Raw genomic sequence first — 17,612 nt, 5'->3', positions numbered from 1 at the left:
GCCCTTATCCTCCTATTTGATTCATGTTGCTTGCCTCGTCTCCAGCCTGGGCCACTGTGGAAAAGTGGTGGGAGACGGGTTTCTCATAGATGGCCTGCTCCATAGCTTTGTAAAGTACTTCCCCTGGACAGCCTTTCTCTAAGTAAGGCTTGATAGATATCCCTGTGTCATATTGCAGGCAGGTTTTCAAAAATCCGCTGGCGGTCAAGCGCACCCGGTTGCACAGATGGCAGAACTGATGGCTCACCGCACTAATTAGGCCGATTCTCCCCACAAAACCAGAAAATGTGAGGTATTCGCTGGGCCCTGCCCCGCGGGGGGCTTCACAGGGAATGGGACGGCCATAGGCCTGTTCCAGCTGTTCCATCACCTGAGCATGGGTCAATCCATTCCCCTCGCGCCCCAAACCAATGGGCATCATCTCAATAAATCGCACCGAAAGGTCCTGATGTTGGGCCAATCCGGCTAGGGGAGCGATCTGATCTCGGTTATACTGGGTGGGCACGCAATTGACCTTCACCGTCAAACCTGGGGTGTTCCGGGCCGCCTCCAGCCCCTCCAAGGCCTGTGAGAGCATATCCCGGCGGGTAATGGCGGCAAACTGCTGGGGGTCCAGGGTGTCCAGGCTGATGTTCACCCCATCCAACCCTGCCTGACGTAGCTTTGGTAGCTGTTGAGCCAACAGCACCCCATTGGTGGTAAGGGTCACCGTTTCGATGCCCTCTACCCCTTTGAGCTGCTCCACCAAATGCTCCAGCTGGGGCCGTACCAGAGGTTCTCCCCCCGTCAGGCGCACGTGGCGCACGCCCAGCAAAGCCGCCGCTTCCACTACCTGAGTGACCTGCTCATAGGTGAGGATATCCCGGTGGGGCATCCAAGCCACCCCTTCCTCCGGCATACAGTACACACAGCGCAGGTTGCACCGGTCGGTGACCGAGATACGCAGATAATCAATGTTCCGGCCCAGCCGATCCCTCATGGAGCACACTCCTTCTTGATATATTGCACCACAAATGCCGCCACCTGCTCCGGGTCATCCAAGGGTAGGGTGGGGACCTGGGGCAGGCGCAGCGGTGTGTTGGTGACCAGCGCCAGTAGTGTGGCGGGGTCGCACACCGATTGGGTGGAGTTTCCCTCCCGCAACAGTTCCAGCTTGGGCCAGCGGGAATGCTTTCCACCCTCCAACAAAATAAGGTCCACCTGGGGAAACAGGGTGATAAGCCAATCCATATCCGGCTTTTTCCGCCAAATCACCTTGCTGGTCTCCCCATCGTAAATGGCCGCCCCAGCAGCACCAGCGGCCATATACCGCCCCGTATCGGTGTGGGGTGGGTCGGGGGAAAAGGTGTGGCCGTCGTGCTTGATGACCGCCACCTGTATCCCCGCTCGCTGAAAATGGGGCAGCATGGCGGTGATAAGGGTGGTCTTTCCCGAGTTTTTCACCCCGGAAACCGCCACCACCACCGGCTTATTCTCCACGCTCATACACCCCAGACTTGCCGCCCTCTTTGCGCACCAGGTGAATCTCTCCCAGCTCCATGCCCTTGTCCATAGCCTTGCACATGTCGTAAATGGTGAGCAGGGCCACGCTAACCCCGGTGAGGGCCTCCATCTCCACTCCGGTCTTTCCCGTGAGTCTGGCGGTGCACCGGGCCTTGACCGCTTGTTCCTGGGGCAACAGCTCAAAATCCACACTGACGTAGCTCAATGCCAGCGGATGGCACAAGGGAATGAGATCACTGGTGCGCTTGGCTGCCATGATTCCCGCCACCCGGGCCACACCCAGCACGTCTCCTTTGGCCGCTGTGCCGCCGGCAATGGCCTGTAGCACCACGGGAGAGACCCGGATGGTCCCCTCTGCCACCGCGGTACGCTGGGTGGGGGCTTTTTCTGATACATCCACCATCACGGCGTTGCCGTCCTGGTCAAAATGATTGAATTTGGGTTCCATTTTTATTCCCTCCCGTTGATGAAATACACGGTGCATACATCCCCCATCTGCAAGGGTACATGCCCCGCCGGTACCTCCACCAGGCAGTTGCATCCCACCAGAGAGCGCAACTGCCCTGAGGCATGGCCTTTGGGCAGCGTCACATGCCCTTGGGCATAGATGCCCCGCAAAAACCGCCGCATGGAGCAGCATCGCTGAAACGGCGTGTCCAAAATTGCCTGATACGGCTGTAAGGAAAACTGTGGCTCCGGACACAGCGCGTGTAGCATGGGCCGTCCCAGCAATTCAAAGGTAGCCGCAGCAGCAAAGGGGTTTCCGGACAGGGACAACACCGGCTTCCCGTCCACCAGGGAGTACATGGCCGGGGTGCCTGGCTTCAGCTTCACCCGCCAGAACATGCCTTTGGCTCCCACCAACTCCAACGCTGTACGTAGCACGTCCCGCTCCCCCACCGACACCCCGCCGGTGGTGATCAGGCAGTGGTGAGTCTCCAGAAGCTTCCTGATGCACTGTGCCATATCCTGGGGATCATCCCCCACCGTGCAACAGCTCACCTGCTCCACTCCCAGCTCACACAGCCGTGCGGAGAGCAGATAGGAATTGGAGGAATAAATTTTTCCAGCGGGAAGGGGGTGTGTCGATGGGTCCACCACCTCGTCCCCCGTCACCAGCAGAGCCACCCGGGGCCGACGATATACCCACGCCGTGTCACACCCGGCGCTGGCCAGAAGCCCCACTGCCGCAGCGTCCAACCGAGTTCCGGCGGTAAGCAACAGGGTACCCGCAGTATAATCCTCCCCCTGGCGGACATAGTTTTGATGTGCCCGCACTGGGGCATACACCTCCACCACAGGATTGCCCTGGTCGGTGTCCTCCTGGCGCACCACGCAGTCACACCCCACGGGCAGGGGCGCCCCGGTCATAATGCGTATGGCGGCCCCCGGTGTCACCGGCTGCGTTGCCCTCTCTCCGGCGCACACCCGCTCCAGCACCCGCAGTTGGGCGGGGGTGGCCCGGCTAGCTCCCTGGACATCCCCACTTTGCAAGGCGTAACCATCCAAGGGGGACCGGTCAAAGGGAGGCTGATCCATAGGAGCCACTACGTCCCGGGCCAGAGTTCGGCCCAGCAACTCGGTCAGCCCCACCTGCTCTTCCCCCAGGGGGCGCAGAGAGTCTATCATCAAGGCAAGCGCTTCCTCCCAGGAAACACGTTCCTGCCACATATTTCTCACACTCCGGTTCCAAAAGGGCAAATGGGATAGTGGCACTGGGCGCAGCCCAAGCACAGCCCGCCGTGTCCCATCTTCTTGATGTCCTGGCGTTCCACGGGTAGCCCCGCCGCAATACGGGGAAGCACCCGGTCAAAAATGGTGGCTTTCGCGTACATCACACACCCAGGCAAGCCCAAAATGGGGGTTCCATCGTCAAAGTAGCCCAGCAGGAACATAGCTCCCGGAAGCACCGGCGCACCATAGGAAACAATCCGAGCGCCGGTGTCCTTGATGGCCCCCGGGGTCTTGTCGTCCGGGTCCACACTCATCCCTCCGGTACACAAAATCATGTCCACCCCCTGGTCATGGAACTCCAAGGCCGCCGCCGTGATGGCCTCCCGATCATCCCCAGGCAGGCAGTGGTGGGTCACAGTGACCCCAAAAGCCGCCAGTTTCTCCTTTACCACAGGCGTAAAACTGTCCTGAATGAGCCCCTTTGCCACCTCGCTGCCGGTGGTAATGAGACCACAGGTGCGCACCTTCCAGGGAGTCAGGGAGAGAATGGGGGTGTCCCCTGCCCGCTGCTCCACCCGGCGCAGTCGCTCTTCCTCAATGACCAGAGGGATGATGCGGGTGCCTGCCAGCTTGTCCCCACGGTGCACGGCGGTGTTGGTGTGGCGGGTGGCGATGATGATGGCATCGTCGTCGTTGATCTCCTCCAACCGTGCTACATCCACCTGAAACAGGCCGTCGCAGTCGGCTCGCAGCTCAATTTTACCCTCTTTCACCGGGGTGGTGGTCATGTGCTCATTTTGGCACAGCGTGCACAGGCGCAGGGCAGCCTCATTTTCATGGAGCATTCCCTCCTGCTGTTCCCAGACATAGAGGTGCTCCTTGCCCATGGACAGCAGCACCGGGATATCCTCCGGGGTGACAATGTGCCCTTTTCGGAAGCGGGCGTCCTTGATGACCCCCGGAATGATTTGGGTGAGGTCGTGGCACAACACGTGTCCCACAGCGTTGCGGGTTTCAATGAGTTTCATGTGGATACCTCCATGAAAAAAGGGAGTGCCGCCCCAAAAAGACAGCACTCCCAAGCCCACGACACATAAGCCCCTTTTGAAAAAGGGACTGGCTGGAGTTGCTTCTTTTCAAAGACGGAAGGCCATCTCGTTTCCAACATGACCCTGGCCAGCGATCATAGGCGGTGTGCCCTTAGACCTACTGGCTCGAAGCAATCAATATTCTTTGGGTCTAGTTTATCACAACTTCAGGGACAACACAACGGTTTTTCTCTTGCCCTGTGCCCCATTCTCCTGTATACTAGCACTATATATGCGGTATTTTACCAGCGTTTCACCATCAAACAAGGAGTGATCTGTTGTGAGCAATCAAACCATCTCTGCTGCGAACGCCCCCGCTGCGGTGGGCCCTTACTGCCATGCCAAGCTGTGTGGCGATACTCTGTATACCTCTGGTCAACTGGGTCTCATTCCCCAGACCGGTGTGTTGGCCGAGGGCGTGCAGGCCCAGGCCAAACAAGCTTTGGAAAACCTGGGTGCTGTGCTTCAGGCCGCCGGCATGGACTATTCCAATGTGGTCAAGACCACCGTATTTCTGGCCAACATTGCAGACTTTGCAGCCATCAACGAAGTGTATGCCACCTTCTTCACGGAAAATCCCCCCGCTCGTTCCTGCGTGCAGGCTGGTGCGTTGCCCATGGGAGGCCTGTTTGAAATCGAGGCCATCGCTGTAAAGTAACCTCACAGTTTTTCAGTACATTCAGCAGGGTCCAGTCTCTTGGCTATCCAGAGATTGAACCCTGCTGTTTTCATCTGGAGCGATCCCATCATATACTGACATATCTCCATTCACAACGCTTGGGTTTTATGCCATATTTGAGCATTTCCCATTGCTCTGAATCGACTTCTCCCTTACATATCCGGCAACATGCCCAAGATAAAGGAATGAATTGGTAGATTTTCGACAGAAAAATCGGTTGATTCTTGACATAAAATCTACTATGATAAAGTAGATGAATCTTAGAGATGGAGGCAATCATAGATGGATGTGAAAATTCAAGATCTTTTTGACCTCTCGCATACCGCTGCTGCAGAGTATCTGGGGCAGTTTGAATATCCCTGGCAGGCGTTGGAGGGCATTTCTCAGTTCATTCTCTCCCTGGGCAGCACCTTGTCCCCGGAGGAATACGACCAGCCCCAGCCCCAGGTATGGATACACCGTACCGCCAAGGTCATGCCCTCTGCCTACCTGGGCGCTCCGTGCATCATCGGCCCCAACACAGAGGTGCGCCACGGCGCTTTCATCCGCGGTTCCGCTCTGGTGGGCGAGGGCTGCGTGGTGGGCAACTCGGTGGAGCTGAAAAATGTCATTCTCTTTGACGGGGTCCAAGTTCCCCACTACAATTATGTAGGTGACTCCATTCTGGGCTATAAGAGCCACATGGGCGCTGGCTCTATTACCTCCAACGTGAAGTCCGATAAGACCTTGGTGGTCATCAAGGGCGAGGAACTGCTGGAGACGGGCCGCAAGAAAGTAGGCGCCATGCTGGGTGACTTCGTGGAAGTGGGCTGCAACTCGGTGCTCAACCCTGGCACCATTCTGGGCCGCCACACCAGCGTCTACCCCACCAGCTGCGTGCGCGGTGTCATCCCCCAGAACAGCATCTATAAGGACAAAGATCACATCACCACCCGACAGGGTTAATTCATTCCCCAATGGAAAGAGAGGAACAACGCATGGGTAAGTATTTTGGAACGGACGGGTTCCGCGGCAAGGCCGGTGTAGGCCTCACCGCCGACCACGCCTATCAGATTGGCCGTTTTCTGGGCTACTACTATGGCCGGAAGCACCGAGCCACCATTGTGGTGGGTAAGGACACCCGCCGCTCCAGCTATATGCTGGAATATGCCATCAGCGCCGGTATGGCCGCCTCTGGCGCAGATGTACACCTGCTGCACGTCACCACCACCCCTTCTGTATCCTACGTGGCCTCCCGGGGCTGCTACGACTGCGGCGTGATGATCAGTGCCTCCCACAACCCCTTCTATGACAACGGTATCAAACTCATCAACGGCGACGGCGAAAAGATGGACGAGGGAGTCATCTCTTTGGTGGAGGACTATCTGGATGGCAAGCTGGCGCTGGACGGTGAGGCTCTGCCCCAGTTGCCCATGGCCAGCGAGGATGCCATCGGTTGCATCATCGACGACGAGGAGGGCCGGGACAACTACGCCAAGCACCTCATCTCCCTGGCCAAGCACTCCTTTCAGGGCAAGCGCGTAGCCCTGGACTGTGCCAACGGCAGTGCTTGGAAACTTGGTCCCCAGGTGTTCGAGGCCCTGGGTGCTGAGGTACACACCATTCACGCCAATCCCGATGGCCTGAACATCAACTTGGATGCCGGCTCCACCCACATCGGCGCTTTGCAGAAGTATGTGGTGGAAAATCACATGGACGTGGGCTTTGCCTTTGACGGTGACGCCGACCGCTGTCTGGCTGTGGACGAGAACGGCAACGTAGTCACCGGCGACCACATCATGTATCTCTATGGCTGCTACCTCAAGAGCGTCGGCCAGCTGGCCAACAACACCGTAGTGACCACTGTCATGTCCAACTTCGGTCTGTATAAGGCCCTGGACGAAGTGGGTATCTCCTATGAGAAAACCGCTGTTGGTGACAAATATGTATACGAGAATATGGTCAAGAATGGCCATTGTTTGGGCGGCGAACAGTCCGGCCACATCATCTTCAGCCAGCACGCCCGCACCGGCGACGGCATTCTCACCGCTCTGATGATTATGGAAGCCATGCTGTCCCAGGGCAAGTCTCTGGCTGAGCTGGCCGCCCCCGTGACCATCTATCCCCAGGTGCTCATTAACGTCCGTGTACACGACAAGAAGACCGCTCAGGACGATGTCGACGTGCAGGCCGCCGTGTCCGCCGTGGCGGAAACTCTGGGCGATACCGGCCGCATTTTGGTGCGGGAGTCCGGTACCGAACCCCTCATTCGCGTGATGGTGGAGGCCCCCGACCACGATCAATGCCAGACACTGGCCCAGCAGGTGGTCGATGTGGTCATCGCCAAGGGCCACGCCATTTAATCCCATTTCATGACTTAATTTACGAAAAGAGGTCGCAAATGCGGCCTCTTTTCACTTTTCCTTTTTCTTGACATATTTCCTACCTCCGTGCTAGAATATATTTAAAAGCCTGTCTCAGCCCAGGCTTTTGATTCACCCGACCAGTTAGCTTTCCCTAACTTGTCACAAAGGAGAGTTCTATGTCTAATTTTGAGATATTTAACGGTCTGATGATCCCCTTTGTGGGTACCGCCCTGGGGTCCGCCTGTGTGTTTTTCATGGGCAAGCACCTCAGCGACATGGTCCAACGTTCCTTGACCGGCTTTGCCGCCGGTGTCATGGTGGCCGCTTCCATCTGGAGTTTGCTGGTGCCTGCCATGGAGCAATCCGCCCATCTGGGCCAATGGGCCTTTGTCCCCGCTGTAGTGGGGTTTTGGCTGGGAGTTTTGTTTTTGTTGCTCCTGGATCATATCATCCCACACTTGCACCGCAACAGCCCGCAGGCAGAAGGCCCTCATACCAACTTGGGGAAATCCACCATGCTCACCCTGGCCGTCGCTCTTCACAATCTCCCGGAAGGCATGGCAGTGGGCGCCGTCTACGCTGGTTTGCTCACAGGCACCCAAGGTATTTCCCTGGCTGGTGCTCTGGCTCTGTCCCTGGGCATCGCCATCCAGAACTTCCCCGAAGGGGCTATCATCTCCATGCCCTTGCGCGCCGGTGGCATGAGCAAGCCGCGCTCCTTTGTCTACGGCGTGTTGTCCGGAGCGGTGGAGCCTTTGGGCGCCATCCTGACCATCGCTCTGGCCTGGGTGTTGGTCCCCATCCTCCCCTACGCCCTGAGTTTTGCCGCTGGCGCCATGATGTATGTGGTGGTGGAAGAGCTGATCCCCGAAATGTCCACCGGTAAACACTCCAACGTGGGCACGGTCTGTTTCGCCGTGGGCTTTACCCTGATGATGGCCTTGGATGTGGCTCTGGGGTAACGAGAGTAATATACAGGAAAGACCCGTGGGTGCGATATCCATCGCCCCACGGGTCTCGCTGTTTTCTGATACTGCTATTACTTCAGGCCGTTCTCGTAGGCCTCAATCATCTTCTTGACCATCTGGCCGCCCACGGAACCGGCCTGACGGCTGGTGAGATCGCCGTTGTAGCCAGCCTTCAGATTCACGCCAACCTCGTTGGCAGCCTCCATCTTGAACTTATCCATGGCCTCACGGGCGCCGGGAACCACCAGCTTGTTAGAACTGTTGTTGCTAGACATATCGTTGTCCTCCTTCAAACTTGTGTTGGATTTGGAATCCGAGCATAGTTTGAGCATCTGGCGGTTTTATATTCGTCATTTTATCTGGAAAAAATCAACATTCCATACTTTTCCACACCGAAGCACGGTCATCGCCCAGCAAAACTTTTTTTAGCGACAAGCGGTCAGTGAAGTCTCCGTGGTGGGAGATGATGACCACGCCCCCACCTCGTGCTTCCAGCCGGCACATCAAAGCCGACTGGGCCTGGGAATCCAAGTGGTTCAACGGCTCATCCAGCACAAGAAACGGGGTATCCTGAAGAAGGGCCCGGGTCAGCAATATCTTTTTTCGCTCACCGGGCGATATATTTTTTCCATCTGGCTCAATGAGATCATGCAAGGGTTTGGTGAATCCCAATTCGGTCAGCAGCTGAATTGCTGCCTGTGCTTTCTCCCGAGGCAAACATAGGTTTTCCCAAACCGTACCCGAAAACACTACGCCCTGTTGCTCCTGGAAAGCCACCTGCCGGCGAAGTCGCCCAAGGGAGAGTTCGTGGCCCTGTTCATCTACCAGGCGTCCGGTGTCCGGCTGACAGACCCCAGCTATGAGGCTGGCCAACGTGGATTTCCCACACCCATTTGGACCGGATAGCTGGACGTTTTTCTCTGCTTCCAAGGTTAGATTCAAGTGGGATAGCACCGGCTGAGCCCCGTAGGAAAAACTCACATCCTCCACCACCAGTTTCTCCACAGCCTTCTGGCATGGGTCGTCAGGCTCCTGTTCCGGCTCCTGGTAGAAATACGCCATACGTACTCCGTATGTTTTCTCCTGTTTTCCATCCACCACCACCTGTTTCACCGTTTCCCATCCCCGTTGGAGGGTGGGAAGGAGCAGATAGCCGCCCAAAATGCCGCCCACGTCCATCTGGCCCCACGCAACTAGGACGGCACCCACCAAAAGACACCCTATTTGGCTGCCATAGGTGCATAGAAATTGCAGCATCTGACCCAGCGCAGTTTTGCAGCAAGTTTCCTGGCCTGTGTGTTGCCAGTAGTCTTCAAACATGCGGCGTAACCGTTGAACCAGAAAAGAATTAAGTTCAAATCCTTTGCTGAAATCCCGTAAACTCAACAGCTCCAACTCCATCTGGAGCCGTTCCCCTTCGTATTCGGATGTCTGTTGGTTTAATTTGGCCTGCCGACGGGCAAACCACACTTCATAGACCACCGGAAGTCCAGCCAGCCCCAACACCCAGAGGAAAAAACATACGCAGCCCACCATCTCACTCCAGAGCACCGCTAGCCAGATTCCATACACCATCAAAGCTGGAGGAAGGGCCAGCAGTCGCACCACTGCGAGGTAGTACATGGTCCGATCCACCTCCATGCGATGGAGAAACTCTACGGATGGCACTCGGTGCAAATCCCAGTGAGGCATGCGCAACGTACGATTCATGAGAAAGACATCGTAGGCCGTGCCTTGGCGGGTAAGCAAGAGATTTTTTATCAAGGTCATGCCGGGCACCACCAATACCGTCACCACGATGGCCCCCAAAAAGGGTAGGAATCCTTGCCGGATGGCTGGGACGTCCAGATTTAGCAGCGCATCTGCCATATTACCCAGCCACAAGGAGGCCAACGTAGGGGCGGCAAGGGTAAGCAGGCACTCCAAACATGCCACCACGATCACACACGCCATCAACTTGGCGCAATCCCAGCGCATAGCCTGTCTCTGGTGCTGGATGGAAGGTCCGAAATACTCACCCTCCAAGGGTTACACCTCCCTTCAATTCCACCACTTGGTCCCACGCCATTCCCGGCCATGCCATGTGCGTACACACCACCAATGTTCCTGTATAGGACTGCAACATCTCCGTGAGATATGCCATACTGTCCACATCCAAATGATTGATGGGTTCATCCAAAATCAGCACATCACAAGACTTTGCCAAAGTCGCAGACAGGAAAAACCGTTTTTGCTGTCCGCCGGACAGCTGGGACAAAGGTTGATTCCCACAGGAGTTCAGGCCAAACCGCTCCATGTGTCGGCGCAGTGCCTGCCCGTCCATTCCCGGGCTCTGCTGTAACACCTGCGCCAAGTCTTCCACCGACAAATTGGTCTGAGCCTCCTCTTGCAGAACGTAGGAAATGCGTGTTCGATCTACCCCCAAGGACACGACACCTCTGTCCGGCCCTTCCAACCCTAATAGAATACGCAGCAAAGTGGATTTTCCACTTCCGTTTTCTCCTCGAAGCAATACCCGCTGCCCCATTTCGATTTTCAGCGATATTCCTGTCAAGACCTGCCGTTCTCCGAAAGCTTTGCTTACCTTCTGGCAGCTCAGCACCATCCGTTCCACTCCCAGAGGCTCCAAACCGTTTCCTTCCGTTTCCGTTTTCCAGCCCAGCCTCCGCCAAGCTTCTTGGTACTTTGCTCGCTCCAACCACCAGGGAAACACTGCGCTCATAGAGGAAAAGAGATATCCCGCCAAAATCATCAAAAGAGGCAACTTGGACACAGGCAGTCCGCCGTAGAGAACAAACAACCCCAACATCACATAGCTTCCGTAGTTCAACAGGCTATCTATGGCCTGAAACACTACCTGTTCCGCGGTGACAGCTCCCTCCGCCCGGTAGCCCCAGTTCATGACGCGTTTCTCCAGCTGATAAAAGCGGTTGAGATACCAACTTTGCACTCCGTAGCACTTTAATACATGGGCGCCATGGTATCCCTCCAGCATCCACGTGGACAAGTCTTCTTCCGCCTGACAGGTGGCGTTGTGGATGTTCCTGGCCCAACCTTCATAGGCCAAGATGGGGAGTAGCTGCACCAGATTGATGGCAAAAAACAGTGCTCCAACTCTACCATCCATCCAGATCAGCCCCATTGTGGATATCAAAAGGATGATGCTACCCCCAAGGGCGTTGGGCCAGCATTGCTCCCAAAACGAAATGATCGCCTGGGTGTCCCGGCGCAGTTTCACTTCCAACTCTCCCCGACTATGGATAGGTATCCTTCTGTGGAGCACTCCAGTGTACAAGCACCCTCGAAAGCTCTGCGCCTCCCAGGCCATGGCTTTGGCATATGCTTGTTTGAGGCAGTACAGTGGAAGCACGCTACACATCAGCAGAATCAGGATTCCCATCCCCAAAGGCATCCACTCTCCCAGCCTCCTTTCCATGACACCGGCCAGGAGTTGGGATACCAGGTAGCCACACGCCAGTTGGATGGAGAATTTCCCCAGATTGTAGCATGCCCCCAGTCCCACGGACCGAGAAAAATGCCGGGCCAAAGACTTCTCTCTCACAGGGTTTCCTCCGCGGTCAACGCCTCTTCCATGGCGCAGGCTAACGTACTATCTGCACCCATCTCCTGTCGCACCACCGTTATGAGCTGCTGCGCCATGTTCTTCCATGCCTCTCCCCCTTCTCCTCGGCCCATCACCATTAGCATCTCCACCGTCTGCACCAAGCACAACCCCATGTGCTGCCGAGCCGCCCTCTTGGCTTTCTCTCCTTCCAGCAACAGCGCCATATACTGCAACTTGGTAAAATACAGTTCTGGAATTTTCTCCAGCGTAGGCGCCACCAGGGCCTGCTGACCCAGCTCATGGTAAGTCCGGGCCAAAATACGCAGAGCATCGTATTTCACCTCGTCATCCTGGGTGCTGGCAATGAGGGTTTTGCAAAGGGTAATTATCTCCTCGCCCCGCCGTGGGGAATCCATGGTGTACAGGAGGTTGTTCAAAATCACGTCATTGCCCGGATACTTTCGCAGTCCCTCCCGAAGAATTTCCTCGGCCCCCTCCGGGTCTCTATCTCGAATTTCATAGGCCCTTTGGCAGATTTCTCGCACCTTTTCCGCCGATTCCAGGCGGTTATAATCAAACAGTTCATCGGTGGACACTCCAAAAAACGAGGCAATCACAGGAATCAATGCCACATCCGGCATTGCCGCTCCCGTTTCCCACTTGCTCACCGCTTGAAACGTCACCCCTAAAAACTGGGCCAACACCTCCTGAGAGATGTTTTTCGCTTTGCGCAGCTGCCGGATGCGGTGTCCCATCTTCTCACTCATGTCCATGTCCCTCCTTTCCTTTGCATGTATGGTAACACATCTGCCTCTGTCCTGGTATCTCGCCTTCGTTGTGATTTTTTCAACTGCAGGTTAAAAAATAGGCATAAAATCTCCGTGGAACCGGACGCTCACCAATGCGCCGATTCCACGGAGATTACGATCTGATCAGCACCGCTCAAACCCTAAATAGCATGTCCCTTATTTCACAACTGGGCACTCACCACGGCATCCTCCTTTTCTTTCTCCAGATTGGACAGGCGTTCTTCCACCGCCTCATCCATGCAGCGGAGCTGAGACATTACATTCTGAATTTGGTCCATGGTATCCCACACATTGGCCTGAGACTGCTTGATTTTGTCCAAAACCGTCCAGTCCACAAACAGCCCGTCAAAGAAGTAGTCGGCAAACCGAAGGAATCCCTCCACGTTCACCTGCATGTTCCCATCCACCTGCACGTCTGCCAATTCGGTTCGGAAGCGGCGGAGCTGATTTTGGAGCTGCACCACGTAATCCTGGGCATCATCCAAATGGCCGTGCTTGGCCATGTCAGCAAACACACCACCCCCAAGCAAATCATAGGTCCCCCAGTTTTTTGCACTGTCCAGGCTGGAGAGCACCTGTTGGGCCGTATCCAGCGCACGGGAACCTGCGCACAACGCCTCCTGGATTTCCCGCTTTTGACTCTGTTGCTGGGCAATCTCCTGTTCCAGGCGGAGAATCCGCTGGGCCTCCTGGCTTCCCGACGCCTTCACTGCCTCTGTTTTTTCCCGCAACAGGCGCTCATACTCCCGCTCACAGGAAGCTATGTCCTGAAGTCTGGCCTCTACGCGGGCCAAATCTTCCTCCACCCCTTGCAGCTGTTGCGCTGCGGTGTCATATTTGAGTTTGGCTGCATACGCCTCGGCCTTTTCCCGATCCAGCGCCTCCTCTTTTTTTCCCACCATCGCATAAAAGATGGAGGTCAAACTGGTGCGCTCCATGCGCTGTACATCCATCTGTTCCTTCTCCAGAATCTCCGCCAGCTCTTTCGCCTGGGCCTTCAACCGCGTCTGTTGTTGCCTCAGCTGTGTCCGTTTGGCCTTCAGGCCTGGTTCCTCCGCCATCTTTTCCAGCAGTTTTTGGAACGATTGGTTGTAATCCACACCGGTCCCTCCTTCTCTGTGCTTTCTTGCTCTCATTATAGAGGGATACCCCGGGTTATGCAACAAACATCTGCAAGAATGTACAAAAAACCGCCACAGAACTCTGTGACGGTTTTCTTCTTCTCATCCGGCTGTTTTGGCCTTTTTCCCGACTCTAACACGCTGGAGCACATGAATCAACGTGCTGACAAACAGGACGATACCAGACACTCCGTGCAAAATTCCCAACCACATACCCGGCATGGGCTTCAGCAGCAACCCGCTGGCAAACACCAACAACAGAGAAATCAGCATCACCCAGTTTAAACCCTTATTCATAACAAACCTCCAATTAGTCATAGCTAACTCACAGGTAGTTAGTATACGCTAACCGTCAGTTTTTGTCAACCCTTATGTGAAAAAATCCAGGGGCAGTTTCCCGCCCCTGGATGTGTGTTGTCAGTCCAAGATAAATTCGTCGCTGTCTGTGATCTTCAAATCCGTGGAGTAGAAGGCGGTGAGCGCCTGCACCATGTACGCAGAGTCCTTCACACCAGCGGTCTCATAGGCCGAGTGCATGGCCAGCTGAGGCAAGCCCACGTCCACGGTGTGGAGCGACACCTGCTGGGTGGAAAGGTTGCCCAAGGTGCTGCCCCCTGCCATATCGCTGCGGTTGGCGAACGTCTGCACCGGCACCTGGGCATCCTTACACAGCTGCACGAAGATGGCGGCGCTGATGCCGTCGGTGGTGTACTTCTGGTTGGCAGAGAACTTCACCACAATGCCCTGGTTCATATACACGCAGTTTTCCGCGTCGGTTTTCTCCGGGTGGTTGGGGTGCACGGCGTGGGCGTTGTCACAGGAGACCATGAAGCTCTTGGCCACCGCGCAGCAGTACTCGTCCACACCGTAGCCCAGAGAGGTGTGGATGCGCTGGAGCACGTCCCGCAGGAAAGTGGACAACGCTCCTTGCTTGGTGCCGGAGCCCACTTCCTCGTTGTCAAAACAGGAGAATACGTTGACTCCGTGGGGGTTCTCTCCCTGTAAGAAGGCCTTGAGGGAGGTGTAGGCGCACTGGAGGTCATCCAGGCGCGGAGAGGAGATAAACTCCTCCTGGGCGCCCCACACACTGGGGGCCACCCGGGGATAGAGATAGAGGTCGCTGCCCACCACGTCTTCCGGCTGCGCCCCCAGCTCTTGGGCAATCAGTTCCCGATAGCTGTTCTCCCCGCATGCTCCAGCGGAGAACAGCGGGAGCATGTCCACCTGCTGGTTGAACTTCATGCCGGAATTGACCTCCCGATTCATGTGGATGGCCACATTGGGGATGAGGAGCAAATCCCGGTCAATGTTCAGCAGACGAGCGGTAATCCGGTTCCCCTGGCGCACCAGCACTCGTCCAGCCAGGGACAGCGGCCGATCCAACCAGCTGGCGCAGATCATTCCGCCGTAGCCTTCCGTGTTTAGTTGCAGGTATCCGCCCTTTCCTTTCAGTTCGGCTTTCTCCTTCACTTTATAGCTGGGAGAATCGCTGTGGGAGGCGGTAATCTGGAAGTGGTAGTTGTCCAGCTCCTCGCCCACGTGGAAGGCGATGATGGAGGAGCCGTTGCGGGTGGTGTAGTACTTTCCTCCCTTGGTCAAAGACCAAGGCTGGCTCTCTCTCAGCTTCTGATACCCCGCCTGCTCCAGCATGCGGGCCATTTCTGCCACAGCGTGGAAACAGCTGGGGCTATGTTGAATGAAGTTTAACACCTCACGAGAGGTCTGTGCATACATAGTCATTTTCCTCCTAGAACTTGCTTTTCTCCATTATACAAGATTTCGCAGGATTTGCAATCATCAGAGAAAAAGCCAGAGCGTATGATACACTCCGGCTTTTCTCTGGCGCGGGTTTCCTGCGCCTGGATTAAAACACAACCACCAACAGCATCTTAAATGTCTCTTGCGCATACACCGCATGGGGGTGCCCTGCAGGCATCACAATGGACTCCCCCTCATGGAGCAGATAGTCCTCTCCATCAATGGTGATCTTCCCCACCCCGTCCAGGCAGGTTACAAACGCATCTCCACCGGATTCGTGGGTGCTGATCCCCTCTCCCTGATCAAAGGAGAAAAGAGTAATACTCAACGCGCTGTTTTGCGCCAGCGTCTTGCTGACCACCTGGCCCTGCTGATACGAAATCTGGTCTTTTAACACCAGCACTTCCGATTTGCTGATGTTTTTCATTTTTACGTCCATCTTCATCCGCTCCCACAATGGCTCAGGCGTTCTCGCCGAAAAACAGCTTCATGTCATCTTCCACACTGCCAATGCCGGCAATGCCGAAGTTGTCCACCAGCACCTTCGCCACGTTGGGGCTGAGGAAGGCGGGCAGCGTGGGTCCCAGATGGATGTTCTTCACTCCCAGGTACAGAAGGGACAGCAGCACGATCACCGCCTTCTGCTCATACCAGGCGATGTTGTAGATGATAGGCAGGTCGTTGATATCCTCCAGGCCAAACACTTCCTTGAGCTTCAGGGCGATGACAGCCAGAGAATAGGAGTCGTTGCACTGACCGGCATCCAACACCCGGGGAATCCCGCCAATATCGCCCAGAGGCAGCTTGTTGTACTTGTACTTGGCGCAACCGGCGGTGAGGATCACGGTGTCCTGGGGCAGAGCCTTGGCAAACTCGGTGTAGTAGTCCCGGCTCTTGGCACGGCCGTCACAACCAGCCATCACCACGAACTTGCGGATGGCGCCGCTCTTCACCGCCTCCACCACTTTATCCGCCAGCGCCAACACCTGGGCGTGGGCAAAACCGCCTACAATCTCCCCGGTCTCAATCTCGGTGGGCGGAGCACACTTCTTGGCGTGTTCAATGATGGCAGAGAAGTCCTTGCGCTCCCCGATCTCACCGGGGATATGCTTGCAACCGGGATATCCGGCGGCACCAGTGGTATACACACGGTCCTTATAGCTGTCTTTGGGGGGTACAATGCAGTTGGTGGTCATGAGGATGGGACCGTTGAAAGATTCAAACTCCTCCTTCTGCTTCCACCAGGCGTTGCCGTAGTTGCCCACAAAGTTGGGATACTTTTTGAAGGCGGGATAGTAGTGGGCGGGGAGCATCTCCGAGTGGGTGTACACATCCACGCCGTTGCCCTGGGTCTGCTCCAGCAGCATCTCCAGGTCCCTCAGATCGTGGCCGGAAACCAGAATGCCGGGGTTCTTCCCCACCCCGATGTTCACCTTGGTGATCTCCGGGTTGCCGTAGGTGGAGGTGTTGGCCTTGTCCAGCATAGCCATGCCAGCCACGCCGTGCTTGCCGGTCTCCAAGGTCAGGGCTACCAGGTCGTCCACGGTGAGGCTGTCATCCACCGTGGCAGCCAGAGCCCGCTGCAAGAAGGCATCCACCTCTTCGTCGTCCTGGAGCAGGACATTGGCGTGCTTGGAGTAGGCAGACAGTCCCTTGAGCCCGTAGGTAATCAACTCTCGCAGAGAGCGGATGTCCTCGTTCTCAGTGGACAGTACACCCACGGTCTTGGCCTTTTCCTCCCAGTCGCCAGAACCATTCCACAAAGCGGCCTCGGGCAGACCCTGGGTGGTGCTCAGCTGAGTAAGCAGCTTGGCCTTCTCCTCCAGGGTGGTCCGAATGCGAGCCTCAATGCTCTCCTTATCAAAGTTGGCGTTGGTGATGGTAATAAAGAGGTTGAGGGTGATGAGGTGGTTGATCTCCCGGGAGACGTTTTTTCCCTCTCCGCGCAACGCGGTGGTGACCGCGGAAATCCCCCGGCTGACGTACACCAACAAATCCTGCATGGCAGCTACATCGGGCTGCTTGCCGCACACACCCACCATGGTGCAGCCACGGCACCCAGCAGTCTCCTGACACTGATAGCAAAACATCTTTTGTTCCAT

General features: G+C 56.1%; 18 protein-coding genes and 1 riboswitch. Of the genes, 4 read left to right on the top strand and 14 right to left on the bottom strand.

From position 1 onward, the window contains the following. Positions 1–4 precede the first annotated feature (4 nt). The 5 genes from moaA to B5G37_RS04205 are packed head-to-tail and all read right to left on the bottom strand — an operon-like array spanning position 5 to position 4,205. On the bottom strand, positions 5–979 hold the full coding sequence (moaA, locus tag B5G37_RS04225; RefSeq protein WP_087254350.1) for a GTP 3',8-cyclase MoaA: 975 nt from the start codon (positions 977–979) through the stop codon (positions 5–7). Continuing rightward, positions 976–1,485, bottom strand: coding sequence for a molybdopterin-guanine dinucleotide biosynthesis protein B (mobB, locus tag B5G37_RS04220; protein WP_087254347.1), 510 nt, complete (start codon positions 1,483–1,485; stop codon positions 976–978). Before mobB ends, moaA begins: the two co-directional genes overlap by 4 nt. After that, positions 1,469–1,951, bottom strand: coding sequence for a cyclic pyranopterin monophosphate synthase MoaC (gene moaC / locus B5G37_RS04215; protein ID WP_087254344.1), 483 nt, complete (start codon positions 1,949–1,951; stop codon positions 1,469–1,471). The genes mobB and moaC overlap by 17 nt, the downstream gene beginning before the upstream one ends. Positions 1,952–1,953: 2 nt before the next feature. Continuing rightward, entirely contained in the window at positions 1,954–3,174 is a 1,221-nt protein-coding gene (gene glp / locus B5G37_RS04210) for a gephyrin-like molybdotransferase Glp (protein WP_087254341.1), read from the bottom strand. 5 nt (positions 3,175–3,179) lie between these two features. Then, positions 3,180–4,205, bottom strand: a complete 1,026-nt coding sequence (locus B5G37_RS04205) for a molybdopterin-binding protein (protein WP_087254338.1) — start codon at positions 4,203–4,205, stop codon at positions 3,180–3,182. 85 nt (positions 4,206–4,290) lie between these two features. After that, a riboswitch (molybdenum cofactor riboswitch) is annotated at positions 4,291–4,409 on the bottom strand. Between the two features lie 136 nt (positions 4,410–4,545). Here B5G37_RS04205 and B5G37_RS04200 point away from each other — a divergent pair. The 4 genes from B5G37_RS04200 to B5G37_RS04185 all read left to right on the top strand — a co-directional run bounded on the left by B5G37_RS04200 (position 4,546) and on the right by B5G37_RS04185 (position 8,251). After that, positions 4,546–4,923 (top strand): Rid family detoxifying hydrolase, encoded by a 378-nt coding sequence (locus B5G37_RS04200; protein WP_087254335.1) that lies wholly within the window; start codon positions 4,546–4,548, stop codon positions 4,921–4,923. Positions 4,924–5,226: 303 nt separating this feature from the next. After that, positions 5,227–5,889 (top strand): UDP-N-acetylglucosamine pyrophosphorylase, encoded by a 663-nt coding sequence (locus tag B5G37_RS04195; RefSeq protein WP_087254332.1) that lies wholly within the window; start codon positions 5,227–5,229, stop codon positions 5,887–5,889. Positions 5,890–5,921: 32 nt separating this feature from the next. Next, positions 5,922–7,286 (top strand): phosphoglucosamine mutase, encoded by a 1,365-nt coding sequence (gene glmM / locus B5G37_RS04190; RefSeq protein WP_087254329.1) that lies wholly within the window; start codon positions 5,922–5,924, stop codon positions 7,284–7,286. 179 nt (positions 7,287–7,465) lie between these two features. After that, positions 7,466–8,251 carry a ZIP family metal transporter gene (locus tag B5G37_RS04185; protein WP_087254326.1) on the top strand — a complete coding sequence of 262 codons (786 nt, stop codon included), beginning with the start codon at positions 7,466–7,468 and terminating at the stop codon, positions 8,249–8,251. 77 nt (positions 8,252–8,328) lie between these two features. On the opposite strand, the gene B5G37_RS04180 is transcribed toward B5G37_RS04185, so the two are convergent. From B5G37_RS04180 to hcp, 9 genes are all read right to left on the bottom strand, one after another. Then, on the bottom strand, positions 8,329–8,532 hold the full coding sequence (locus tag B5G37_RS04180; protein ID WP_087228682.1) for an alpha/beta-type small acid-soluble spore protein: 204 nt from the start codon (positions 8,530–8,532) through the stop codon (positions 8,329–8,331). Between the two features lie 94 nt (positions 8,533–8,626). Continuing rightward, positions 8,627–10,282: an ABC transporter ATP-binding protein gene (locus tag B5G37_RS04175; RefSeq protein WP_087254323.1), complete on the bottom strand. Its 1,656-nt coding sequence runs from the start codon at positions 10,280–10,282 to the stop codon at positions 8,627–8,629. Then, positions 10,272–11,819 carry an ATP-binding cassette domain-containing protein gene (locus B5G37_RS04170; RefSeq protein ID WP_087254320.1) on the bottom strand — a complete coding sequence of 516 codons (1,548 nt, stop codon included), beginning with the start codon at positions 11,817–11,819 and terminating at the stop codon, positions 10,272–10,274. Before B5G37_RS04170 ends, B5G37_RS04175 begins: the two co-directional genes overlap by 11 nt. Next, the gene (locus tag B5G37_RS04165) at positions 11,816–12,589 is read right to left on the bottom strand and encodes a helix-turn-helix transcriptional regulator (protein WP_158099343.1); all 774 of its coding nucleotides are present in this window, start codon (positions 12,587–12,589) and stop codon (positions 11,816–11,818) included. The genes B5G37_RS04170 and B5G37_RS04165 overlap by 4 nt, the downstream gene beginning before the upstream one ends. A gap of 203 nt (positions 12,590–12,792) precedes the next feature. Next, positions 12,793–13,731: a hypothetical protein gene (locus B5G37_RS04160; protein ID WP_087254316.1), complete on the bottom strand. Its 939-nt coding sequence runs from the start codon at positions 13,729–13,731 to the stop codon at positions 12,793–12,795. Between the two features lie 123 nt (positions 13,732–13,854). Beyond that, positions 13,855–14,049 (bottom strand): hypothetical protein, encoded by a 195-nt coding sequence (locus tag B5G37_RS04155; protein ID WP_087254313.1) that lies wholly within the window; start codon positions 14,047–14,049, stop codon positions 13,855–13,857. A 120-nt stretch (positions 14,050–14,169) separates the two neighbouring features. Next, entirely contained in the window at positions 14,170–15,486 is a 1,317-nt protein-coding gene (locus tag B5G37_RS04150) for a M18 family aminopeptidase (protein WP_087254310.1), read from the bottom strand. A gap of 130 nt (positions 15,487–15,616) precedes the next feature. Further along, positions 15,617–15,949 (bottom strand): cupin domain-containing protein, encoded by a 333-nt coding sequence (locus tag B5G37_RS04145; protein WP_087254307.1) that lies wholly within the window; start codon positions 15,947–15,949, stop codon positions 15,617–15,619. Between the two features lie 22 nt (positions 15,950–15,971). Then, the gene (gene hcp / locus B5G37_RS04140; protein WP_087254304.1) at positions 15,972–17,612 is read right to left on the bottom strand and encodes a hydroxylamine reductase; all 1,641 of its coding nucleotides are present in this window, start codon (positions 17,610–17,612) and stop codon (positions 15,972–15,974) included.

Origin of the sequence: Pseudoflavonifractor sp. An85 (assembly GCF_002161235.1) — a bacterium.
Lineage (GTDB): Bacteria > Bacillota > Clostridia > Oscillospirales > Oscillospiraceae > Enterenecus.
This window is presented reverse-complemented; position numbering and strand designations above follow the sequence as displayed.